At 75.6% G+C, this 19,121-nt stretch carries 1 protein-coding gene; it reads right to left on the bottom strand.

All coding sequences use genetic code 11. From position 1 onward, the window contains the following. Positions 1–2 precede the first annotated feature (2 nt). Positions 3–19,082 carry a non-ribosomal peptide synthetase gene (locus tag ACZ516_RS07900; RefSeq protein WP_469009096.1) on the bottom strand — a complete coding sequence of 6,360 codons (19,080 nt, stop codon included), beginning with the start codon at positions 19,080–19,082 and terminating at the stop codon, positions 3–5. Positions 19,083–19,121 lie beyond the last annotated feature (39 nt).

The following is a 19,121-nucleotide window of genomic DNA, read 5'->3' on the forward strand; positions in this document are numbered from 1 at the left end:
CCTCACCGTTCGTGATCGTGGTCGTGGCCGCCGGACGCGGCGTCTTCGTCGTAGGCGCTCTGTTCGAGTTCGCTCAGCACGAGGTCCTCCACCAGCTCCGCCAGGGCGGCGACGGTGCGGGAGACCAGGACGTCGCGGGGGGTGAGCGTGACGGCGAACGCGTCGTTGGCGCGGGAGGCGATGAGCAGGGCCCGCAGCGAGTCCCCGCCGAGCGAGAAGTAGTCGTCCTCGGCGCCCACGGCCGTCTGGAGGGTCTCCTCCCAGATGGCCGCCACCGCTTCTTCGGTGGGGGTGCGGGGCGCCACGTACTCGGGCCGTGCCCGCTCCTCGGCCGGTGCCGGGGCGGGCAGGGCGGCCCGGTCGGTCTTGCCGTTCTCGGTGAGCGGGAAGCGGTCGAGGACCACGAACGCGGTCGGCACCATGTACTCCGGCAGCGAGCGTGCGGCCAGCTCCCGCAGTTCCGCCGGGCCGGGCGGTTCGGCGCCGGCGGCCGTGAGCAGGTGGGCGACCAGGCGTGGCAGGCCCGGTTCGTCCTCGCGTACGGTCACCACGGCGTCCAGCACGGCCTGGTGGGCGACCAGTGTCGCCTCGACCTCGCCCGCCTCGATGCGGTGGCCGCGCAGCTTGAGCTGGTGGTCCGTGCGGCCCAGGTAGTGCAGTTCGCCCGCGCTGTCGCGGCGCACCAGGTCGCCGGTGCGGTACATGCGGGTGCCGGGCGGGCCGAACGGGTCGGCGGTGAAGCGGGCCGCGGTCAGCCCGGGCCGGCCGAGGTAGCCGCGGGCCAGGGCCGCTCCGCTCAGCCACAGTTCGCCGGTGACGCCGACGGGGACCGGGCGCAGCCGGGCGTCCAGGACGTAGGCGCCGGTGGCGGGCAGCGGGCGGCCGATGGGCGGTGCTCCGCCGTCCGCCGTGAGCGGCGCCGACCAGGTGGCGACGACGGTGGCCTCGGTGGGGCCGTAGGAGTTGACCATGCGGTGGTGCGGTGCCCAGCGGGCGACGAGGTCGGGTCCGCACGCGTCGGCGCCGACGATCAGGGTCTTGAGGTCCGGCAGCGTGCCGGGGGTGTCGGGCGGCAGCGTGGCGAGCGCGGCCGGCGGGAGCAGGGTGTGCGTGATGCGCCCGGCGCGCAGGACGTCGGCGAGTTCGGCGCCGAGCAGCGGTCCCGGCCGGGGCACGACGAGCCCGGCGCCGTGCGGCAGGGACGCGCACAGCTCCAGCACGCAGGCGTCGAAGCTCGGCGTGGCGAAGGCGAGGACCCGGTCCCCCGGGGCGACGTGGTAGTGGGCCGCCTCCGCGGCGCTGAACGCGGCGAGCCCGCGGTGGGTGACGACGACACCCTTGGGCGTACCGGTGGAGCCGGAGGTGTAGATGACGTAGGCCGGGTCGTCCAGGTCGAGCGGGCGGGCCCGGTCGGCGTCGGTGGGCCGGTGTCCGGCCGTGCCGTCCGCGGTGGCGGCGAGCAGGTCGGCGACCTCCTGGGCGTCGAGGGTGAGGGTGGGGGCGGCGTCGCGCAGCATCAGCGCGATCCGCTCCTTCGGGTAGGCCGGGTCGACGGGCAGGAACGCGGCGCCCGCCTTAGTCACCGCCAGTTGGGCGAGGACCATGTCCGTCGAGCGGGGCAGCAGCAGCGCGACGAGGTCGCCGGGTCCGGTGCCCCGGGCGATGAGCCGGTGCGCCAGCCGGTTGGCGCGGGCCTCCGCCTCCGCGAAGCTCAGCGGCGCGCCGCCCGCGGTGCCTGTGCCGGAAGCGTCGAGCGTGTCGAGCGCGGTCGCGGTCGGCCATCGGTCGACGGCCGCCTCGACGAGGGCGGGCAGGGTGGCGGCGGGCACGGGGCCGGTCACGGGCCGGGCCGGGCCGCGCAGCAGCAGCTCGCGCTGGGCGGGCGGCAGGACGTCGATGTCGGCCAGGCGGGCGGTGCCGTCCGAGGCGGCCAGGGCGTCCAGGGTGTGCAGCAGCTGCCCGGCCAGCGATCGCGCGCCGGCCTCCGCGAAGTACCGGGGGTCGTAACCGAGTTCGACGGTCAGTCGCTCGCCGGGCGAGACGACCACGGTGAGCGGGTAGTTGGTGGCCTCCCTGGCGTCCAGGTCCCGCAGGGCGAGCCCCTGCGCGCCCGCGGTGGCGTCGCCGACGGGGTAGTTCTCGAAGACCACCAGGCTGTCGAACAGGGCGGTGCCCGGCGGCAGTTCGCCCAGGGCGTGCAGGGCGGTGAGGGGCAGATGGTCGTGGCGGCGGTCCTCGGCGCGGGCCTCCTGGAAGGCACGCAGCCAGGTGCCGCAGCCGGCGTAACCGTCGACCTCGGTGCGGGCGGGCAGGGTGGTGATGAACAGGCCGGTGATGGTGTCGGCGCCGGGCAGGTCGGCGGGCCGTCCGGAGACGGTGGTGCCGAAGCAGACCTCCGCTTCCCCGCTCCAGCGCGCGAGCAGCAGCGCCCAGGCGCCCTGCACCACGGTGTTGAGGGTGAGGCGGTGGCGGCGGGCGAACTCCTGGAGCCGGCTGGTGCGTGCGGTGTCCAGCCGCTGGGACAGCCACGTCCCGGAGCGGGCGGTGGTGTTGGGGGCGGGCCGCCGGTCGTACGGCAGCGGGGTGGGGCCGTTCAGGCCGGCCAGGGCGGCGCGCCAGTGCTCCTGCGCCTGGCGGGTGTCCTGGGCGGCGAGCCAGCCGGCGTAGTCCGCGAACGGCCGGCGTTCGGGCAGGTGGGGCCGCTCGCCGCGGGTGAGGGCGGCGTGCGCGGCCGTGACGTCGGACAGGACGTGGAAGACGCTCCAGCCGTCCAGCAGGACGTGGTGGAAGGTCCACACGACGCGGACCGCGTCCGGGCCGACCCTGACCAGGGCGAGCTGCATCAGCGGGGCACGGTCCAGGGCGATGCCCCGGGCCCGCTCGTCGGCGAGCAGCCGCTCCAGCTCCGCGTCGTGCCGGTCCTGCGGGAGCGTGCTCCAGTCGTGTTCGGTGATCGGCAGGGTCACGTTCCGGTGGACCACCTGGAGCGGCACGGGTACGCCGCGCAGCGCGACGGAGGTGCGCAGGACGGGGGTGCGGTCGACGACGTGCTGCCAGGCGGCGGCCAGGGTCCGCGGGTCGCGGGCGCCGTCCGCCACGAAGGTGATCTGCTCGACGTACAGGCCGTGTTCCGCCTCGTCCAGGCCGTGCATCACCATGCCGGTCTGGGTGGGCGTGAGCGGATAGACGTCCGCCACGTCCCTTCCGTCGCCCACCAGCCGGTCGACGCCCGCCTGGTCCAGCGGGGCGAGCGGGAAGTCGGCGGGGGTGCGGCCGCCGGCGCCGGGCTCGGCGCAGTGCCGGACGATCGCGCGCAGCTCGTCGGCCACCTCGCCGGCGAGCCGCTCGACGGTCTCCCGGTCGTGCACCTCGCGGGAGTACGACCAGGTGAACTCCAGCCGCTCCCCGCTGACTTGACCGAGTACATCTAGGAGGTACGGCCGCCGCGCCGAGCGGTCCATGTTGCCGGACAGGGCGCCATGGGGCTTGTGCAGCAGGCCGCCCGGTGTGCCGGTGCGGTCCTGCCGGCCCAGATAGTTGAAGCAGACCGGCGGCAGGGCGGGCAGCTCGCGGCCGGCCGTGGGGTGCAGGTGGCGCAGCGCGCCGTAGCCGAGTCCGCCGTGCGGGACGGCCCGCAGGTTCTCCTTGACGGCCTTCACGACGGTGCCGGTGTCCGCGTCCCGGGGCACGTCCAGGGCGACGGGGTACATGGCCGTGAACCAGCCGACCGTCCGGGCGAGGTCGATGTCCGCGAACAGCTCCTCGCGGCCGTGTCCCTCCAGGGTCACCGCCACCCGGTCCTGTCCGCTCCAGCGGGCCAGGACCCGGCCGAGCGCGCACAGCAGGACGTCGTTGACGCGGGTGCGGTACACCTCCGGCACGTCCTGGAGCAGCCTGCGGGTCTCCTCGGCGTCGAGTCCCGCGCTCACGCTCTCCTCGTCGGCCACGGTGTTGGCGCCGCCGGGGCGGTCGGCGGGCAGCGCGATGGCGGCGTCGAGACCGCGCCAGTAATCGAGTTCGCCGCCGAAACCGCCCGTCTCGGTGTGCTCGGCGAGCCGCCGCGCCCAGGCCCGCAGCGAAGTGCTCTTCGGGGCGAGGCCGGGCCGGGCACCGTCCCGCAGCGCCTCGTAGGCCGCTTCCAGGTCCTCCAGGATCAGTCGCCAGGAGACGGCGTCGACGACCAGGTGGTGGGCGGCGAGCAGCAGCACCGGCCGCCCGCCGTCGCCCGGCCGGCACAGCGCGGCCCGCAGCAGCGGTCCGCCGGCCAGGTCGAAGCCGGCGCCCAGGGCGTCGGCCACCGCTTCGGGGGCCGTCCGGTCGTGCACCTCCAGATGGACGTCACGGGGGTCGCCGGGCGGGGTGCCGTACTGCCGCCGGTTTCCGTCGTCGAGCGGTTCGTAGCGCATCCGCAGCGCGTCGTGGTGTGCCAGTACGGCGGACAGGGCGGCGCGCAGCAGTGCCTCGTCGGGGTCGGTGGCCAGCTCGTACGAGACGGTCTGACTGAAGTGGGCGGGGTCACCCGTGAGGGTGTCCAGGAGCCAGTGCTGTACGGGGGTGAGCGGGACGTCGCCGGTCACCGGCCCCTGTTCGGCGGCGGCCGTGGCGGTGTCGGGCGCCCGCTCGGCCACGGCGGCGAGTTCGGCGAGCGTCTGGTGGGTGAACAGGTGCCGAGGGGTCAGGGCGTATCCGGCCCGGCGGGCGGCGGAGACGATCTGGATGCCGAGGACGGAGTCGCCGCCGAGCGTGAAGTAGTTGTCGTCCGCGCCGACTTCGGGTACGCCGAGCACCTCGCGCCAGACGCCCGCGAGGATCTGCTCGGCCTCGGTACGCGGTGGCCGGCCCCCCGTGCCGACGGTCGGCGCCCCCCACTCGGGCACGGGCAGCGCTCGCCGGTCGAGCTTGCCGGTGGCACCGAGGGGCAGCCGCTCCAGCGGGACCACGAGGGCGGGCAGCAGGTGGTCGGGAAGACTCCGGGCGAGGAAGGCACGGAGTTCCCCCGTGTCGGGCAGAGCGATGAGGCCGTCCTTTGCGGTACCGCTGAGGGCGGACTGGCCCGCCGGGCGGTCGTCCGCCTCACCACCGGCAACCGACCGGTCCCGCGAGTCGTCGGCCGGGCCAACTCCCCCGGCCCCGGCGGACAGAGGCAGGACCGTCGTACCGCCGGTCACACCGGCATCCCCGGCGGACGCAGGCAGCGCCGCTCCATGCGGCACCACGTACCCGATCAGGCGGCGGTGCCCGGCGTGTTCGACGACGCGGGCCGCTGCCGCCGCCACCGCCGGGTGGCGGGCCAACGCCGCTTCGACCTCGCCGAGTTCGATGCGGAAGCCGCGCACCTTGACCTGGTCGTCGCCGCGTCCGAGGTAGACGAGGTCGCCGTCGGCCGTCCAGCGGACCAGGTCGCCGGTGCGGTACATGCGGCTGCCCGGCGGGCCGAACGGGTCGGGCAGGAAGCGGGCGGCGGTCAGGCCGGGGCGGCGCAGGTAGCCGCGGGCGACTCCGGTTCCGGCGAGGAACAGCTCGCCGGGCGCGCCCGCGGGCACCGGCCGCATCCGCTCGTCGAGGACGTGCGCGCGGGCGCCGCCGAGCGGCCTGCCGATCGGCGGGTCGCGGTCGGGGTCGGCGGGGTCGCAGGTGAAGGCGGTGGCGTAGACGGTGGCCTCGGTGGGCCCGTAGATGTTGTGCACCTGGCCACCGGCCACGGCCGCGCGGACCCGGCCGACGGTCCGGGCCGGCAGCCCCTCCCCCGCGAGGACGACGGTGTCCGCGGTGAGGTGGACGGCGTCCTCGGCGAGCAGCCGGTCGAGGGCCGAGGGCACCGCGCTGAGCAGTCCGGCCCGCCAGGGCCCCGGGCGTTCGGCGAGGGCGAGCAGGTCACGGACGATCTCCACACAGCCGCCGGACAGGAGCGGCGAGAAGATCTCGAACACCGACACGTCGAAGTTGAGCGAGGTGGACGCCACCACGTGCTCCAGGCCGTGCCCGGCGAACTCCGCCGCCGCCCAGTCGGTCAGGGCGCGCACGGAGGCGTGGCTGACGACCACTCCCTTGGGACGGCCGGTCGAGCCGGAGGTGTGGATGACGTACGCCGGGTGCGCGGGCAGGAGGGGGGCGTGGCGTTCCGCGTCGCCGACGGGGGTGTCGGGCAGGTCGGCGCCGGGTTCCTCGTCCAGGGAGTCCAGGAGGACCCTGGTGTACGGCCCCTCGGGCAGCCGACCGGCGGTCTCGGCGGCGGTGATCACGGCGTGCGGCCGTACGTCCTCGAAGAGGAACGCGACGCGCTCGGCGGGGTACTGCGGATCGACCGGCAGATACCCGGCGCCGCTCTTCAGCACCGCGAGGAGCGCCACGATCAGGTCGGCGGTGCGGGGCAGGCAGAGCGCGACGAAGCCCTCGGGTCCGGCACCGGCGGCGATGAGCAGCCGGGCCAGCCGGTTGGAGCGGGCGTCGAGTTCGCGGTAGTCGAGGCAGGTGTCGCCGTAGCGGACCGCCGGGGCGTCGGGGGTGCGCTCGGCCTGGCGGCGGAACGCCTCGGGCAGGGTGTCGTGCGGTGCCTCGGCCATCCGTCCGCCGAACCGGGTCACCAGGTCGCGCGCCTCGGCGGGGCCGAGGAGGGCCAGGTCGCCCAGGCGGCGATCGGGTGCGTCGGCCATGCCGGTCAGCAGGGTGCGCAGGCTCTCGCCGAGCGCGTGCACCGTGCCGGCGTCGAAGGCGGCCGGGTCGTAGTCCAGGTTCACGGCCAGGCTGTCGCCGGGCGCGACGACCACGCTGAGCGGGTAGTTCGTCGGTTCCAGGTCCCGTTCCTGCTCCATGGCCAGGCCGTGCCGGGCCATGGCGCCCTCGTCGAAGGGGTAGTTCTCGAAGACCACGAGGGAGTCGAACAGGCTGGTGCCGCCGGGTACGTCGCTCCACGACTGCACCTGCGCCAGCGGGACGAAGTCGTGGCGCCGGGCCTCCGCCTGGGCGGCCTGCAGTTCGCGCAGCCAGTCCAGCAGCGCGCGCCGCCCGTCGACGCGGGCCCGGACGGGCAGGGTGTTGATGAACAGGCCGACCATCGAGGTGACGCCGGGCATGTCGGCGGGCCGGCCGGAGACGGTGGTGCCGAACACCACGTCCTCGCCGCCGCCGTAGCGGGACAGCAGCAGCGCCCACGCGCCCTGGACGACGGTGTTGAGGGTCAGTCCGGCCTGCTGGGCGGTCTCCCGCAGCCGGGCCGAGACGTCCGCGTCGAGGGCCATCCGCACGGACGCGCAGGAGGAGGCGCGGTGGGCCTCGGCGGGGCGCCGGTCGCGGGGCAGTTCGGTGGGTGCCTGGAAGCCCGCGAGGGTGGTGCGCCAGTAGTGCTCGGCGCGGTCGGTGTCCTGCTCGGCCAGCCAGCGCAGGTAGTCGCCGAAGGGCCGCCGCTCGGGCAGCCGTAGCTGGTGCCCGGCGGTCAGGGCGGCATACCGCTCGCACACCTCTTCGAAGACCTGGGCGGCGCTCCAGCCGTCGAGCAGGACGTGGTGGAAGGTCCACACCAGCCGCACCCGGTCGGCCGTGAGGCGGATCAGCGTCAGCCGCATCAGGGGCGCGGTGCCCAGCTCGACGCCGGCCTCCCGGTCCTCGGCGAGCAGGCGGTCCAGTTCGCGTGCGCCGTGCTCGGCGGGCAGGCCGGACCAGTCGTGGTGGGTGACGGGCACGGTGGCCCGGTGCCGGACGACCTGGAGGGGTTCGGCGGTCTCCTGCCAGACCAGGTGGGTGCGCAGGACCGGGTTGGCGTCGGCGGTGTGCTGCCACGCGGTGGCCAGCGCGTGCGGATCGGTGACGCCGGACAGGACGAACTGCACCTGGTTGACGTACGTGCGGCTGTCGGCGTCGAGCAGGCTGTGGAAAAGCATGCCGGCCTGCATCGGCGTCAGCGGGTAGATGTCCGCGACGCCCCGGCCGTCCCCGGCGATCCGGTCCACGGCGGCCTGGTCGAGCCGGGCCAGCGGGAAGTCGGAGGGGGTGCGGCCGCCCGCGTCCGGCAGGGCGCAGTGCGCGACGATGTCGCCGAGCGCCCGCAGCATGGCGTCGGCCAGCGCGGTGACGGTCTCCTCGCGGTGCCGTCCGGTGCTGTAGTACCAGGTGATCTCCAGCTGGTCGTCCTCGACCCGGGCCACGACGTCCAGCAGGTGCGGGCGTTCGGTCTCCGGGGCCTCGGCTCCGCCCAGGCCGCCGGGCACCGCCGCGACCAGCGTGCCGGCGTCGGCGGACCAGTCGAAGCGGCCCAGGTAGTTGAAGCTGATGCCGGGTTCGGGCGTCCGGGCGAGCCGTTCGTCGCGGGCCAGGTGGCGCAGTACGCCGTAGCCGAGTCCGCGGTCGGGTACGGCGCGCAGCTGCTCCTTGACCGATTTCAGCGCGGTGCCCCAGGAGCCGGCCGGGACGGTCAGGGCGAGGGGGTGGAGCGAGGTGAACCAGCCGACCGTGCGGGACAGGTCGATGTCCTCGAACAGCTGGTCCTCGCGGCCGTGTCCCTCCAGGCCGACGGCGACGGTGTCGCGTCCGGTCCAGTCGCCGAGGACGCGGCCCAGCGCGGTGAGCAGCACGTCGTCGACGCGGGTGCGGTAGACGCCGGGGACGCGGCGCAGGAGGCCGTCGGTGTGCGCACGGTCGAGGCGGACGGTGACCTCGCGGACGTCGGCCGTGGTGTTGGTGCCGTCGCGGTCCACGGGCAGCGGGTCGGCGCAGGCCCGGGCGGTGCGCTCCCAGTGGCCGAGCCGCGCGGCGAAGCGGTCGTCGGCGCGCAGCCGGGCGGCCCATTCGCGTACGGAGGTGGTGCGGGCGGGCAGCCGTACGGGGTCGCCGGCGGCGGCCTGCCGGTAGGCGCTCTCCAGGTCCTCCAGGAGGATCCGCCAGGAGACGCCGTCGACCACCAGGTGGTGGGCGACGAGCAGCAGCCGGGCGGGCCGGGTGCCGTCGGTGAACAGCCGGGCGGTGAACAGCGGGCCTTGGTCGAGGCTCAGTCCGGTGTGCGCCGCCGCGGTGGCGCGTTCCTCGTCCGCCGGGTCGTGGACCTGGAGCAGCTCGGGCACCGGGCCGTCGGGGGCGATGTCCTGCCGCCAGGCGCCCTCGTCGTCGCGCAGGAACCGGGCGCGCAGCGCGTCGTGCTGCGTCCACAGCGCGGTGAGGGCGGTGCGCAGGGCGTCCTGGTCGACGGTGCCGGCCGGCTCGATGACGACGGACTGGTTGAAGAAGGCGGGGTGCGCCGGCCGCGGGTCGAGGAACCAGTGCTGGATCGGCAGGAGGTCCACCGCTCCGGTGACGGGATCGGTGCCGGCGACGGCGGACGCGGCGCCGCCGGTGGCGGCGGCCAGTTCACCGATGGTGGGGTGGCGGAAGAGGTCGCGGGGGGTGAGGGCGAGTCCCGCGGCGCGGGCCCGGGAGACCACCTGGATGCTGAGGATGGAGTCGCCGCCCAGCATGAAGAAGTTGTCGTCCACGCCGACCCGTGCCACACCGAGCAGCTCGGCCCAGATCCCGGCGAGGACGCGTTCGGCCTCGGTGCGCGGGGCGCGGTGGGCCTGCTCGCTTCCCGCCGCCCAGTCGGGTGCGGGCAGCCGCCGCCGGTCGACCTTGCCGTTGGCCGTCAGGGGCAGCTCGGGCACGGTGACGAACGCGGCGGGCAGCATGTAGTCGGGCAGCCCGGCCGCCAGGTGGGCGCGGAGCGCGGCGGCGGAGGGCGGTTCGGCGGCGGGGGACGGCACGAGATGGGCGGCGAGGCGCTTGCGTCCGCCGTCCTGGTACAGGGAGACGACGGCCTCGGCGACGGCCGGGTGGGCGGTGAGCCGGGCCTCGATCTCGGCGGGTTCGACGCGGAAGCCGCGGATCTTGATCTGGTCGTCCGCGCGGCCGACGAAGTGCAGTTCGCCGTCGGCGCTCCAGCGCACGATGTCGCCGGTGCGGTACATGCGGGTGCCGGGCGGGCCGTAGGGGTCGGCGAGGTAGCGGGCGGCGGTCGCGCCGGGCCGCCCCGCGTAGCCCCGGGCCAGGCCCGCACCGGCGATGTACAGCTCGCCGGGGATGCCCGGCGGCTGCGGGTCGAGGGCGCTGTCCAGGACGTAGACGCGGGTGTTGTCGAGCGGGCGTCCGATGGGCAGCACCGCGGGCAGCGCGTCGCCGGCGCGGAAGACGCGGCGGGTGGCGAAGGTGGTGGTCTCGGTGGGGCCGTAGCCGTCGACGACGGTCAGGCCGGGGCAGGCGTCCAGGACCCGGCGCACCACCGCGCCCGGCACGGCCTCGCCGCCCGTCCACACCTCGCGGGCGCCGTACAGGCAGCCGGGGTCCTCCTGGGCGAGCAGGCGGAACAGGCCGGCGGTCAGCCACAGGCAGCTCACGCGCCGCTCGGTGACGGCGTGGCGGACCTGGGCGGCGTCCAGGTCGGTGGGCGGGGCGAGGACGGCGGTGCCGCCGCGCAGCAGCGGCACCCACACCTCGTAGGTGGCGGCGTCGAAGGCGTGCGGCGAGTGGACGAGGACCCGGTCGTGCCCGGCGAAGGCGCGGTCGAGGGCGAGGGCGGCGACGTCCCGCTGGCGTACGGCGACGCCCTTGGGCGTGCCGGTGGAGCCCGAGGTGAACATCAGGTACTGGACGTTGTCGGGGTGCACGGCGTGGTCGGGCGCGAGGCTCGTGGGGTCGGCGGGACCGGTGGACCCAGAGGTGTGGTCGGCGCGCAGGACGGCGTCGTCCGGCAGCACCTCGCGGGCCGTCGCCTCCCAGGTGGCGTCGGTGAGCAGCAGGCCGGCCCCGGCCTCGGCCAGGGTCCGGCGCAGCCGCTCGGCCGGTGCACGGCCGTCCAGCGGCACGTACACGCCGCCGGTGCGCACGAGTGCCAGCTGGGTGACGATCAGGTCGACGGAGCGGTCCATGAGGACGCCGACCGGGTGTTCCGGACGTACGCCTGCCGCGGCCAGCCGGGCCGCCGACCGGGCGGCGCGGGCGTCGAGTTCGCGGTAGGTGAGGTGCTCGTCCCCGGCCTCCAGGGCCACGGCGTCGGGGGTGCGGCGCACCTGGGCGGCGAAGAGGCCGGCGACCGTGCTGTCGGGCAGGTCGGTGGCGGTGTCGTTCCAGGTGCGCAGCACCTGTTCGCGGCGGTCCGCGCCGAGCAGCGGCAGCCGGGCGGGCGGCAACGGCGAGCCGGTGGTCATGCCGGTGAGCAGCACGGTGAGGTACTCGGCCATGCGCCCGGCCGTGCCGGCGTCGAACAGCTCGGGGTCGTAGCCGAGGCGCAGGCCCAGCTCGTCGCCCGGGTAAGCGGTCAGGCTGAGCGGGTAGTTGGTGGTCTCGACGCCTTCCAGGCCGCTCAGCCGCAGCCCGTGGGCGGCGGCGAGGTCGTCGTCCACCGGATAGTTCTCGAAGACGACGATGCTGTCGAAGAGACCGACCCGCTCGGGGAGTTCGGTGAACGTCTTCATCCGGGTGAGCGGCAGGTGCTCGAAGCGCCGGTCCTCGCTCTGGTCGTGCTGGAGCGCGCGCAGCCAGTCGAGCAGGGTGCCGTGGCCGGGGACGGTGACGCGGGCGGGCAGGGTGGTGATGAACAGGCCGGTCATGGCCTCGGCGCCGGGCAGTTCGGCCGGCCTGCCGGACACGGTGGTGCCGAACACCACGTCGTCGCGGCCCGCCTGGCGGGCCAGGAGCAGGGCCCAGGCGCCCTGTACCACGGTGTTGAGGGTGAGACCCGAGGTGCGGGCCACCTCTTCCAGCGTCCGGGTGGCGGCGGCGGGCAGTGCGGCGTGGACCGCGTGCGTGGACTCGGCGCGGTGGGCCTCTTGCGGCTCGCGGTCGTAGGGCAGCGGTGTCGCCTCGGTCAGGCCGGACAGGCGGCGCCGCCAGTGCCGTTCGGCCGCTTCCGGGTCGCGCCGCCGCAGCCAGGACACGTACTCCCGGTAGGGCGGGCGGTGCGGGAGGGCGGCGGCGTCGGGCCCGGCGTGGTGGGCGAAGACGTCCGAGAGGACCTGGAACATGCTCCAGCCGTCGAGCAGCAGGTGGTGGAAGGACCACACCACGCGCACGGCGGTGTCGGAGACGCGGGCGAGCAGGAGGCGCTGGAGCGGGGCCCGCCCGAGGTCGATGCCGTCGGCGCGGTCTTCGACCAGCAGGTCGTCCAGGCGGGTGCGGCGCTCGTCCGCCGTCAGGTCGCGCCAGTCGACGTGGGTGACGGGGACGGCCGCGTGGCGCTCCACGACCAGCAGCGGTTCGGGCACGTCCTGCCAGAGCACCCGGCCGCGCAGCACGTCGGTGCGGTCGGTGACGTGCTGCCAGGCCGCGGCGAGGGCCGCCGGGTCGGGGACGCCGTCCAGGACGAACGTCAGCTGCTGGACGTAGACGCCGCGGTCGTCCTGGGACAGGCCGTGGAAGAGCATGCCCGCCTGGGTGGGTGTGAGCGGCAGGACGTCGGCCACGGCGGCCGGGTCCGCGCCGGTGATCCGGTCCACGGCGGCCTGGTCGAGCCGGGCCAGCGGGAAGTCGGACGGGGTGCGGCCCGCGGCGCCCGGCAGTGCGGCGTGCCGGGCCAGGTCGGTGAGCGCGTCACCGAAGCGCCCGGCGAGGTCGGCGACCGCGCTCTCGCGGCCCGGGAGGTCGGCGTAGAACCAGGTGAACTCCAGTATGTCGCCCACGAGTTGACCGACGACCTCGACGGCGTGCGGGCGCTCGGCCGCCGGGTCGGCGTCCAGTTCCAGCGGGCGTACGGTGCCCCGGTAGAGGCTGTCCGGGTCCTCCGGCGTGTCCATGCGGCCCAGGTAGTTGAAGCTGATCCGCGCGTCGGCGCGCGGCGGCGCCCCGGGGCCGGCCTGGCGGAGCAGGACGTCGTGGCCGAGGCCGTTGCGGGGTACGGCGCGCAGCTGCTCCTTGACCTGTTTGAGCACGGTGTCCCAGTCGGCGTCCTCGGGGACGGCGAGGGCGACGGGGTGCCGGGTGGTGAACCAGCCGACCGTGCGGCCGATGTCCAGCTCGTCGAAGAGCTCCTCGCGGCCGTGCCCCTCCACGTCGACCACGACGCGCCCCTGGCCGCTCCAGCCGCACAGGGCCCGGCCGAGCGCGCCGAGCAGGACGTCGTTGGCCCGGGTGCGGTAGGTGTCGGGCAGGGTGCGCAGCAGGGCCGAGGTCGCCTCGGCGTCCAGGCGCACGGTGAGCGACCTCTGTTCGGCGTAGGTGCCGGGGCCGCCCGTCAGTTCGGCGGGCAGAGCGGGCCCGGTGGCGGGGACCGCCTCGGCCCAGTACGCGCGCTCGTCGTCGAAGCCGCCGGCCTTGGCGTGGGCGTTCAGCCTGCGGGCCCACTGCCGCAGCGGCGAGGACTTCGCGGGCAGCGCCGCGGCGCCGTCCCGCCCCGCGCGGCGGGCCCGGTAGGCGCGGTCCAGGTCTTCCAGGAGCAGCCGCCAGGAGACCCCGTCGACCACCAGGTGGTGCACGGCGAGGTGCAGGACGTGGGGCGCGCCGGCGCCGGTGTCGTGCAGGACGGCGCGCAGCAGCGGTGGCCGGGCGAGGTCGAACGGGCCGAGGTGCGGGGTGTCCGTCCGCGGACCGGTGTGGCGGGCCAGCAGGAGGCGCGGTGCCCGCTCCTCGATGTGCCAGCCGGCCGGCTCGCCGGGAGTGAAGCGGGAGCGCAGGGCGTCGTGGTGGGCGACCAGGTCGTTCAGGGCGTCCTCCAGCGCCGCCGCGTCCAGGTCGGCGGGCATCCGCAGGGACAGCGCCTGGGAGAAGTGCCCGGCGCGTTCACCGACGGCGTCGAACAGCCACTGCTGGATGGGGGTCAGGGGGGCGGTGCCGGTGGGTGCCTGCGGTGCGGGCACGGCCTCGCGCGGGCCGGCCGCCGCGTCCGCGCAGTGCGCGAGGCCGGCCACGGTCTGGCGCTGGTAGAGGTCCCGGGAGGTGAGCGGCAGGCCCTCCTGCCGGGCGCGGGCCACCACCTGGATGCTGAGGATGGAGTCGCCGCCGAGTTCGAAGAAGTTGTCGTCGACGCCGACGCGTTCCTCCCGCAGCACCTCCGCCCAGATCCGGGCGAGGGTGTGCTCGGTGGGCGTGCGGGGCGCGACGTGGCGGACCGCGCGCACGGCGGGGCCGGGGCTGGGGAGCCGGCCCCGGTCGAGTTTGCCGTTGGGGTTGAGCGGCAGGGCGTCCAGTACGAGGACGGTCGAGGGGACCATGTAGTCGGGCAGCGTACGGCCGAGGTCCCGGCGCACCGCCTCGGGTTCGGTGCGCTGTCCGGCCGCCGGTACGACGTAGCCGACCAGGCGCCGGTTGCCGTCGGCGTCGGTGGCTGCGACGGCGGCCGCCTCGGCCACGCCGGCGCAGCCGCGCAGCGCCTCCTCCACCTCGCCCAGTTCGATGCGGAAGCCGCGCACCTTGACCTGCTGGTCCGTGCGGCCCAGGTATTCGAGTCCGCCGTCGGCGCGCCGGCGCACCAGGTCGCCGGTGCGGTACATGCGCTCGCCCGGCGCGCCGAACGGGTCGGCGACGAACCGGGCGGCGGTCAGTCCGGGCCGGTTCAGGTAGCCGCGGGCCAGGCCGCCGCCCCCCAGGTACAGCTCGCCGGGGACGCCGATGGGCTGCGGCCGCAGGGCGGTGTCCAGGACGTAGGCGCGGGTGAGCGCCACCGGGTGGCCGATGGGCGGGGCCTGTTCGGGCAGCCGGTCACCGGCGAACCAGGCGGTGGCGTACACGGTGGCCTCGGTGGGGCCGTAGACGTTGGCGATCCGGCAGCCGGGCATGGCGGCCCGCAGGTCCTGCGTGGTCTGCGCGGGCAGCGCCTCGCCCGCGAGGACGACGGTATCGGCGGTCAGGGGCGCCGTGCCGCCCGCGACGAGCCGGGAGACGACGGACGGCACGCCGCTGAGCAGCGTGGCGCGCCGGGGTCCGGTGCCGTCGGCGAGGGCGGTCAGGTCGGCGACCACCTCGACGGTGCCGCCGGCCGTCAGGGGGCAGATCAGTTCGAACACCGAGACGTCGAAGTTGAGGGAGGTGGAGGCGATGACATGGGCCAGGCCCTCGGGCCCGAACCGCTCCCCCGCCCACGCGGCCAGCGCGGCGGCACCGCGGTGTCCGACCACGACGCCCTTGGGGCGGCCGGTGGAACCCGAGGTGTAGATGACGTACGCGGGATGGTCGGGCAGCAGCGGCCGGAGCCGGTCGGCGTCGGTCAGCGCGGTGTCGGGCGCGTCCGGCGCGGCGCAGTCCTCCAGGAGCAGCGGTACGCACTCCGGGGGCAGCGCGGAGGCACTCTCGCGGGTGGCGAGGACGAGGCCGGGCCGGGCGTCCTCCAGCATGAAGCGGACCCGGTCGGCGGGGTAGGCCGGGTCGACCGGGAGGTAGCCGGCGCCCGAGGCGAGCACCGCCCACAGGACGGGCACGAGGTCGGCGGAGCGCGGCAGGCACAGGGCGACCAGGGTCTCGGGCCCGGCGCCGCGCGCGACGAGCAGCCGGGCCAGCCGGGAGGCGCGCCGGGCCGCTTCGGCGTAGTCCAGCCGGACCTCGCCGCAGACGACGGCGGTACGGTCCGGGGTCCTCGCCGCCTGGGCGTACAGCAGGGCGGGCAGCGTGCCGCAGCCGTTGTCCCGCACCGCGTGGGCGGGCGGGTTCCAGTCGTCCACCAGCGTACGCAGCTCATCGGCCGCGAGCATGGGCAGTTCGGCCAGCGTGCGGCCCGGGCCCTGCGCCATGCCCTCCAGGAGCCGATGCAGGTGGGTGGTCATCCGGGTCACGGTCGCCGCGTCGAACAGGTCCTTGTTGAACTCCACGGTCAGCACGCAGTCGCCGTCCGCGTCGGCGTCCGGCGTGAACTCCAGGACCAGGTCGAAGCGGGCGGCGGGGCGGGGCAGGGGGTGCTCGGTGACGCGCAGTCCGCCGGCGAGCGGCAGGGCAGGAGAGGCGGTCTGCTGCACGACGAGCACCTGCACCAGCGGGGTGCGGCTCGGGTCGCGGCGCGGGGCCAGCTCCTCCACCACCCGGTCGAACGGGGCCCCGTCGTGGGCGAAGGCGTCCAGCACCGTCGTGCGCATCGTCTCCACGAACCGGTCCACGGTCGCTCGTTCGTCCACCTCGCCGCGGAGCACCACGGTGTTGGCGAAGAAGCCCGGCACGTCCTCCAGGTCCCGGCGGCCGCGCCCGTTGGTGACGGTGCCGAACGCGATGTCCCGCTGTCCCGAGTAGCGGGAGAACAGCAGCGCGGCGGCGCCCGCGAACAGGGTGAACGCCGTGGTGCCGCGGCCCGCGGCCAGTTGCCGCAGCCGGGACGTCAACTCCGCGGGCAGCACGTGCCGGTGGCTCGCGCCGACGCTGGTGCGCACGGCGGGGCGCGGCCGGTCCGTGGGCAGCTCCAGGTGCTGGAGGCCCGCCAGGTGCCGCTTCCAGTAGGCCAGGTCGGCGGTGTCCGCGTCACCGGCCCGCTGCCGGCGCTCCCAGAGCGCGAAGTCCGGGTACTGGAGGGCGAGTCGCGTCAGTCCGTCCGGCTCGCCGGTGGTCTCCGCCCGGTAGAGGGCGACGAGTTCGCGGGTGAGGATGCCGATCGACCAGCCGTCGGTGACGATGTGGTGCTGGGCCAGGAGCAGCAGGTGTTCCTCGGGGGCGAGCCGGACGAGCAGCGCCCGGGTGAGGGGCCCGACCGCCAGGTCGAACGGGCGGCGCAGTTCCTCGGTGAGCAATTCCTCGGCGGCCTCGGCGCGGCGCGCGTCGGACACGCCGGTGAGATCCGCCGTGCGCAGGGGTACGTCCGGCTCCGGTGCGACACGCTGGACGCCCTGGCCGTCGACCGTGGGGAACGTGGTGCGCAGGGAGTCGTGCCGGGCCGCGAGCCGGAGCAGGGAGCGGTGCAGCGCCTCCGCGTCCAGAGGGCCGTGCAGCCTGAGCGAGACACCGGTGTTGTACTCGGTGCCGCCCTCGGTGAGGTCGTCCATGTACCACAGGCGGCGCTGAGCACTGGACAGCGGCAATACGCCTTCGCGGGGGGCCGGCGGTATCCGCTCCGGCGGCGCGGCGGCCGAGGGGTCGGCGAGCAGGGGCGCGAGCGCGGCGATCGTCCGGGCGGTGAACACATCGCGCACGGTCAGCCGGACGCCCAGGTCGTCCCGGACGCGGGCGAGGACACGGGCGGCGAGGATCGACTCACCGCCCAGGTCGAAGAAGTCGTCGTCGGCCCCGATTCCGTCGACACCGAGAACGTCCGCCCAGATCCCGGCCAGGGCCCGCTCCTCGTCGGACCGCGGCGGCACATGCCCGGCCGCCACCGAGCGCTCGGGCGCGGGCAGGGCCCGCCGGTCGATCTTGTGCTGCGGGGTGAGCGGCATCCGGTCCAGCACCACGATGGCGGACGGCACCATGTGCCCCGGCAGCACGGCCCCGAGGGCGGCACGCAGCGTGGCCGGCTGGGGGACGACAGCGGGGAGGGCACCGGAAACGACCGGGGCGGCCGGGGTCACGCTGGGGTCAGCGGGGGCGCCGGGGGCGCTGGGGGCGCTGGGGGCGCTGGGTGACGGCTGGTCAGCGGAGCCGCTGAGGCCGCCGGGCGCAGGCTGATCGGCGGAGCCGCTGAAGGCGCCGGGGGCGCCAGGCGAAGGCTGATCGGCGGAGCCGCTGAAGCCGCCGGGGGCGCCGGGAGCGCCAGGTGAAGGCTGGTCAGCGGAGCCGCTAGAGGCACCGGGGACGCCGGGCGCCCCGGGGACGCCGGCCGAAGGCTGGTCGGCTGCGGTGACGTAGGCGACGAGGCGTCGATGGCCCGGTACGTCCTCGCGTACCACGACCACGGCCTCGCCGATCGCGCCGCCGCCCGCCCGGCGCAACGCCGCCTCGATCTCGCCCGGTTCGATCCGGAAGCCGCGGATCTTCACCTGCCGGTCCAGGCGACCCAGGAACTCCAGCTCGCCCTCCGCGGTCCACCGCACCCGGTCACCGGTGCGGTACAGACGCGCTCCCGGCGCGCCGAAGGGGTCGGCGACGAACCGCGCCGCCGTCAGCCCGGGGCGGCCCAGATAGCCGCGGGCCACCGCGTCACCGCCCACGAACAACTCGCCGTCGACGCCGGGCGGTACGGGCCGCATCGCGGGGTCCAGGACGTGCACCCGGGTGTGCGGCAGAGCGCCGCCGATCGTCGGCGTACCGCTGCCCGCGGTGAGCGGCCCGGTCCAGGTGGCGACGATGGTGGTCTCGGTCGGACCGTAGGAGTTGATCATCCGGCGGCCGGGTGCCCAGCGGTCCACGAGCCCGGCCGGGCAGGCCTCCGCGCCCACGATCAGCGTGCGCAGGTGGCGGGCGGTGCCGCGCGCGGGGTCGGGCAGAGAGGCCAGCGCGGCGGGCGGGATGAGGGCGTGGGTGATGCGGTGCTCGTCCAGGACCGCGGCGAGTTCGTCGCCGAGCCAGGGCCCGTGCGGCGGTACGACGAGCGTGGCACCGGACAGGACGGAGATGAACAGCTCCAGGACGGAGGCGTCGAAGCTCGGCGAGGAGAACTGGAGCACTCTGTCGCCGGGGCCCACCGCGTACCGCTCGGCGGCGGCCGCGGTGAAGCCGCCGATGCCGCGGTGCGTCACCGTCACTCCCTTGGGGGTGCCGGTGGAACCGGAGGTGTAGATGACGTAGGCCGCGTGCTCGGCGTCCACGTCGGCGCCGGCCTCGGCCACGTGCCCGGCGGCACTTTCGACTTCGAGGAGTTCACCCACCGCGCGCGGGTCGTCCAGGGTGATCGCGGGCGCGGCGTCGGCGAGCATCAGGGCTCGGCGCTCGGCCGGATAGGCGGGGTCCACGGGCAGGAAGGCGGCGCCCGCCCGGGCGACGGACAGTTCCGCCGCGATCAGCTCCATGGAGCGCGGCAGGACCAGGGCCACCACTCGGTCGGGGCCCGCTCCCCGGCCCACCAGGTGCGCGGCCAACCGGTCGGTGCGCTCCGCCAGTTCCCGGTAGCTCCAGGTCCGCCGCCCGTCGGTGAGGGCCGGCGCGTCCGGCGTCCGGGCCACCCAGGCGGTGAACAGCTCGCCGAGCGTCGGAGACGCCGGAGCCACCTCGTTCCCCGGTGCGGCGGTGAGGCCGCCCTGCGGCAGGGAGGACGCCGGTGCGGGCTTGTCGTGCAGGTCCGTCATGGGTGAAGTCCTTTTGGGGAGCGGAGCGATGCGGCGCGG

Source organism: Streptomyces sp. NPDC034037 (assembly GCF_055575715.1).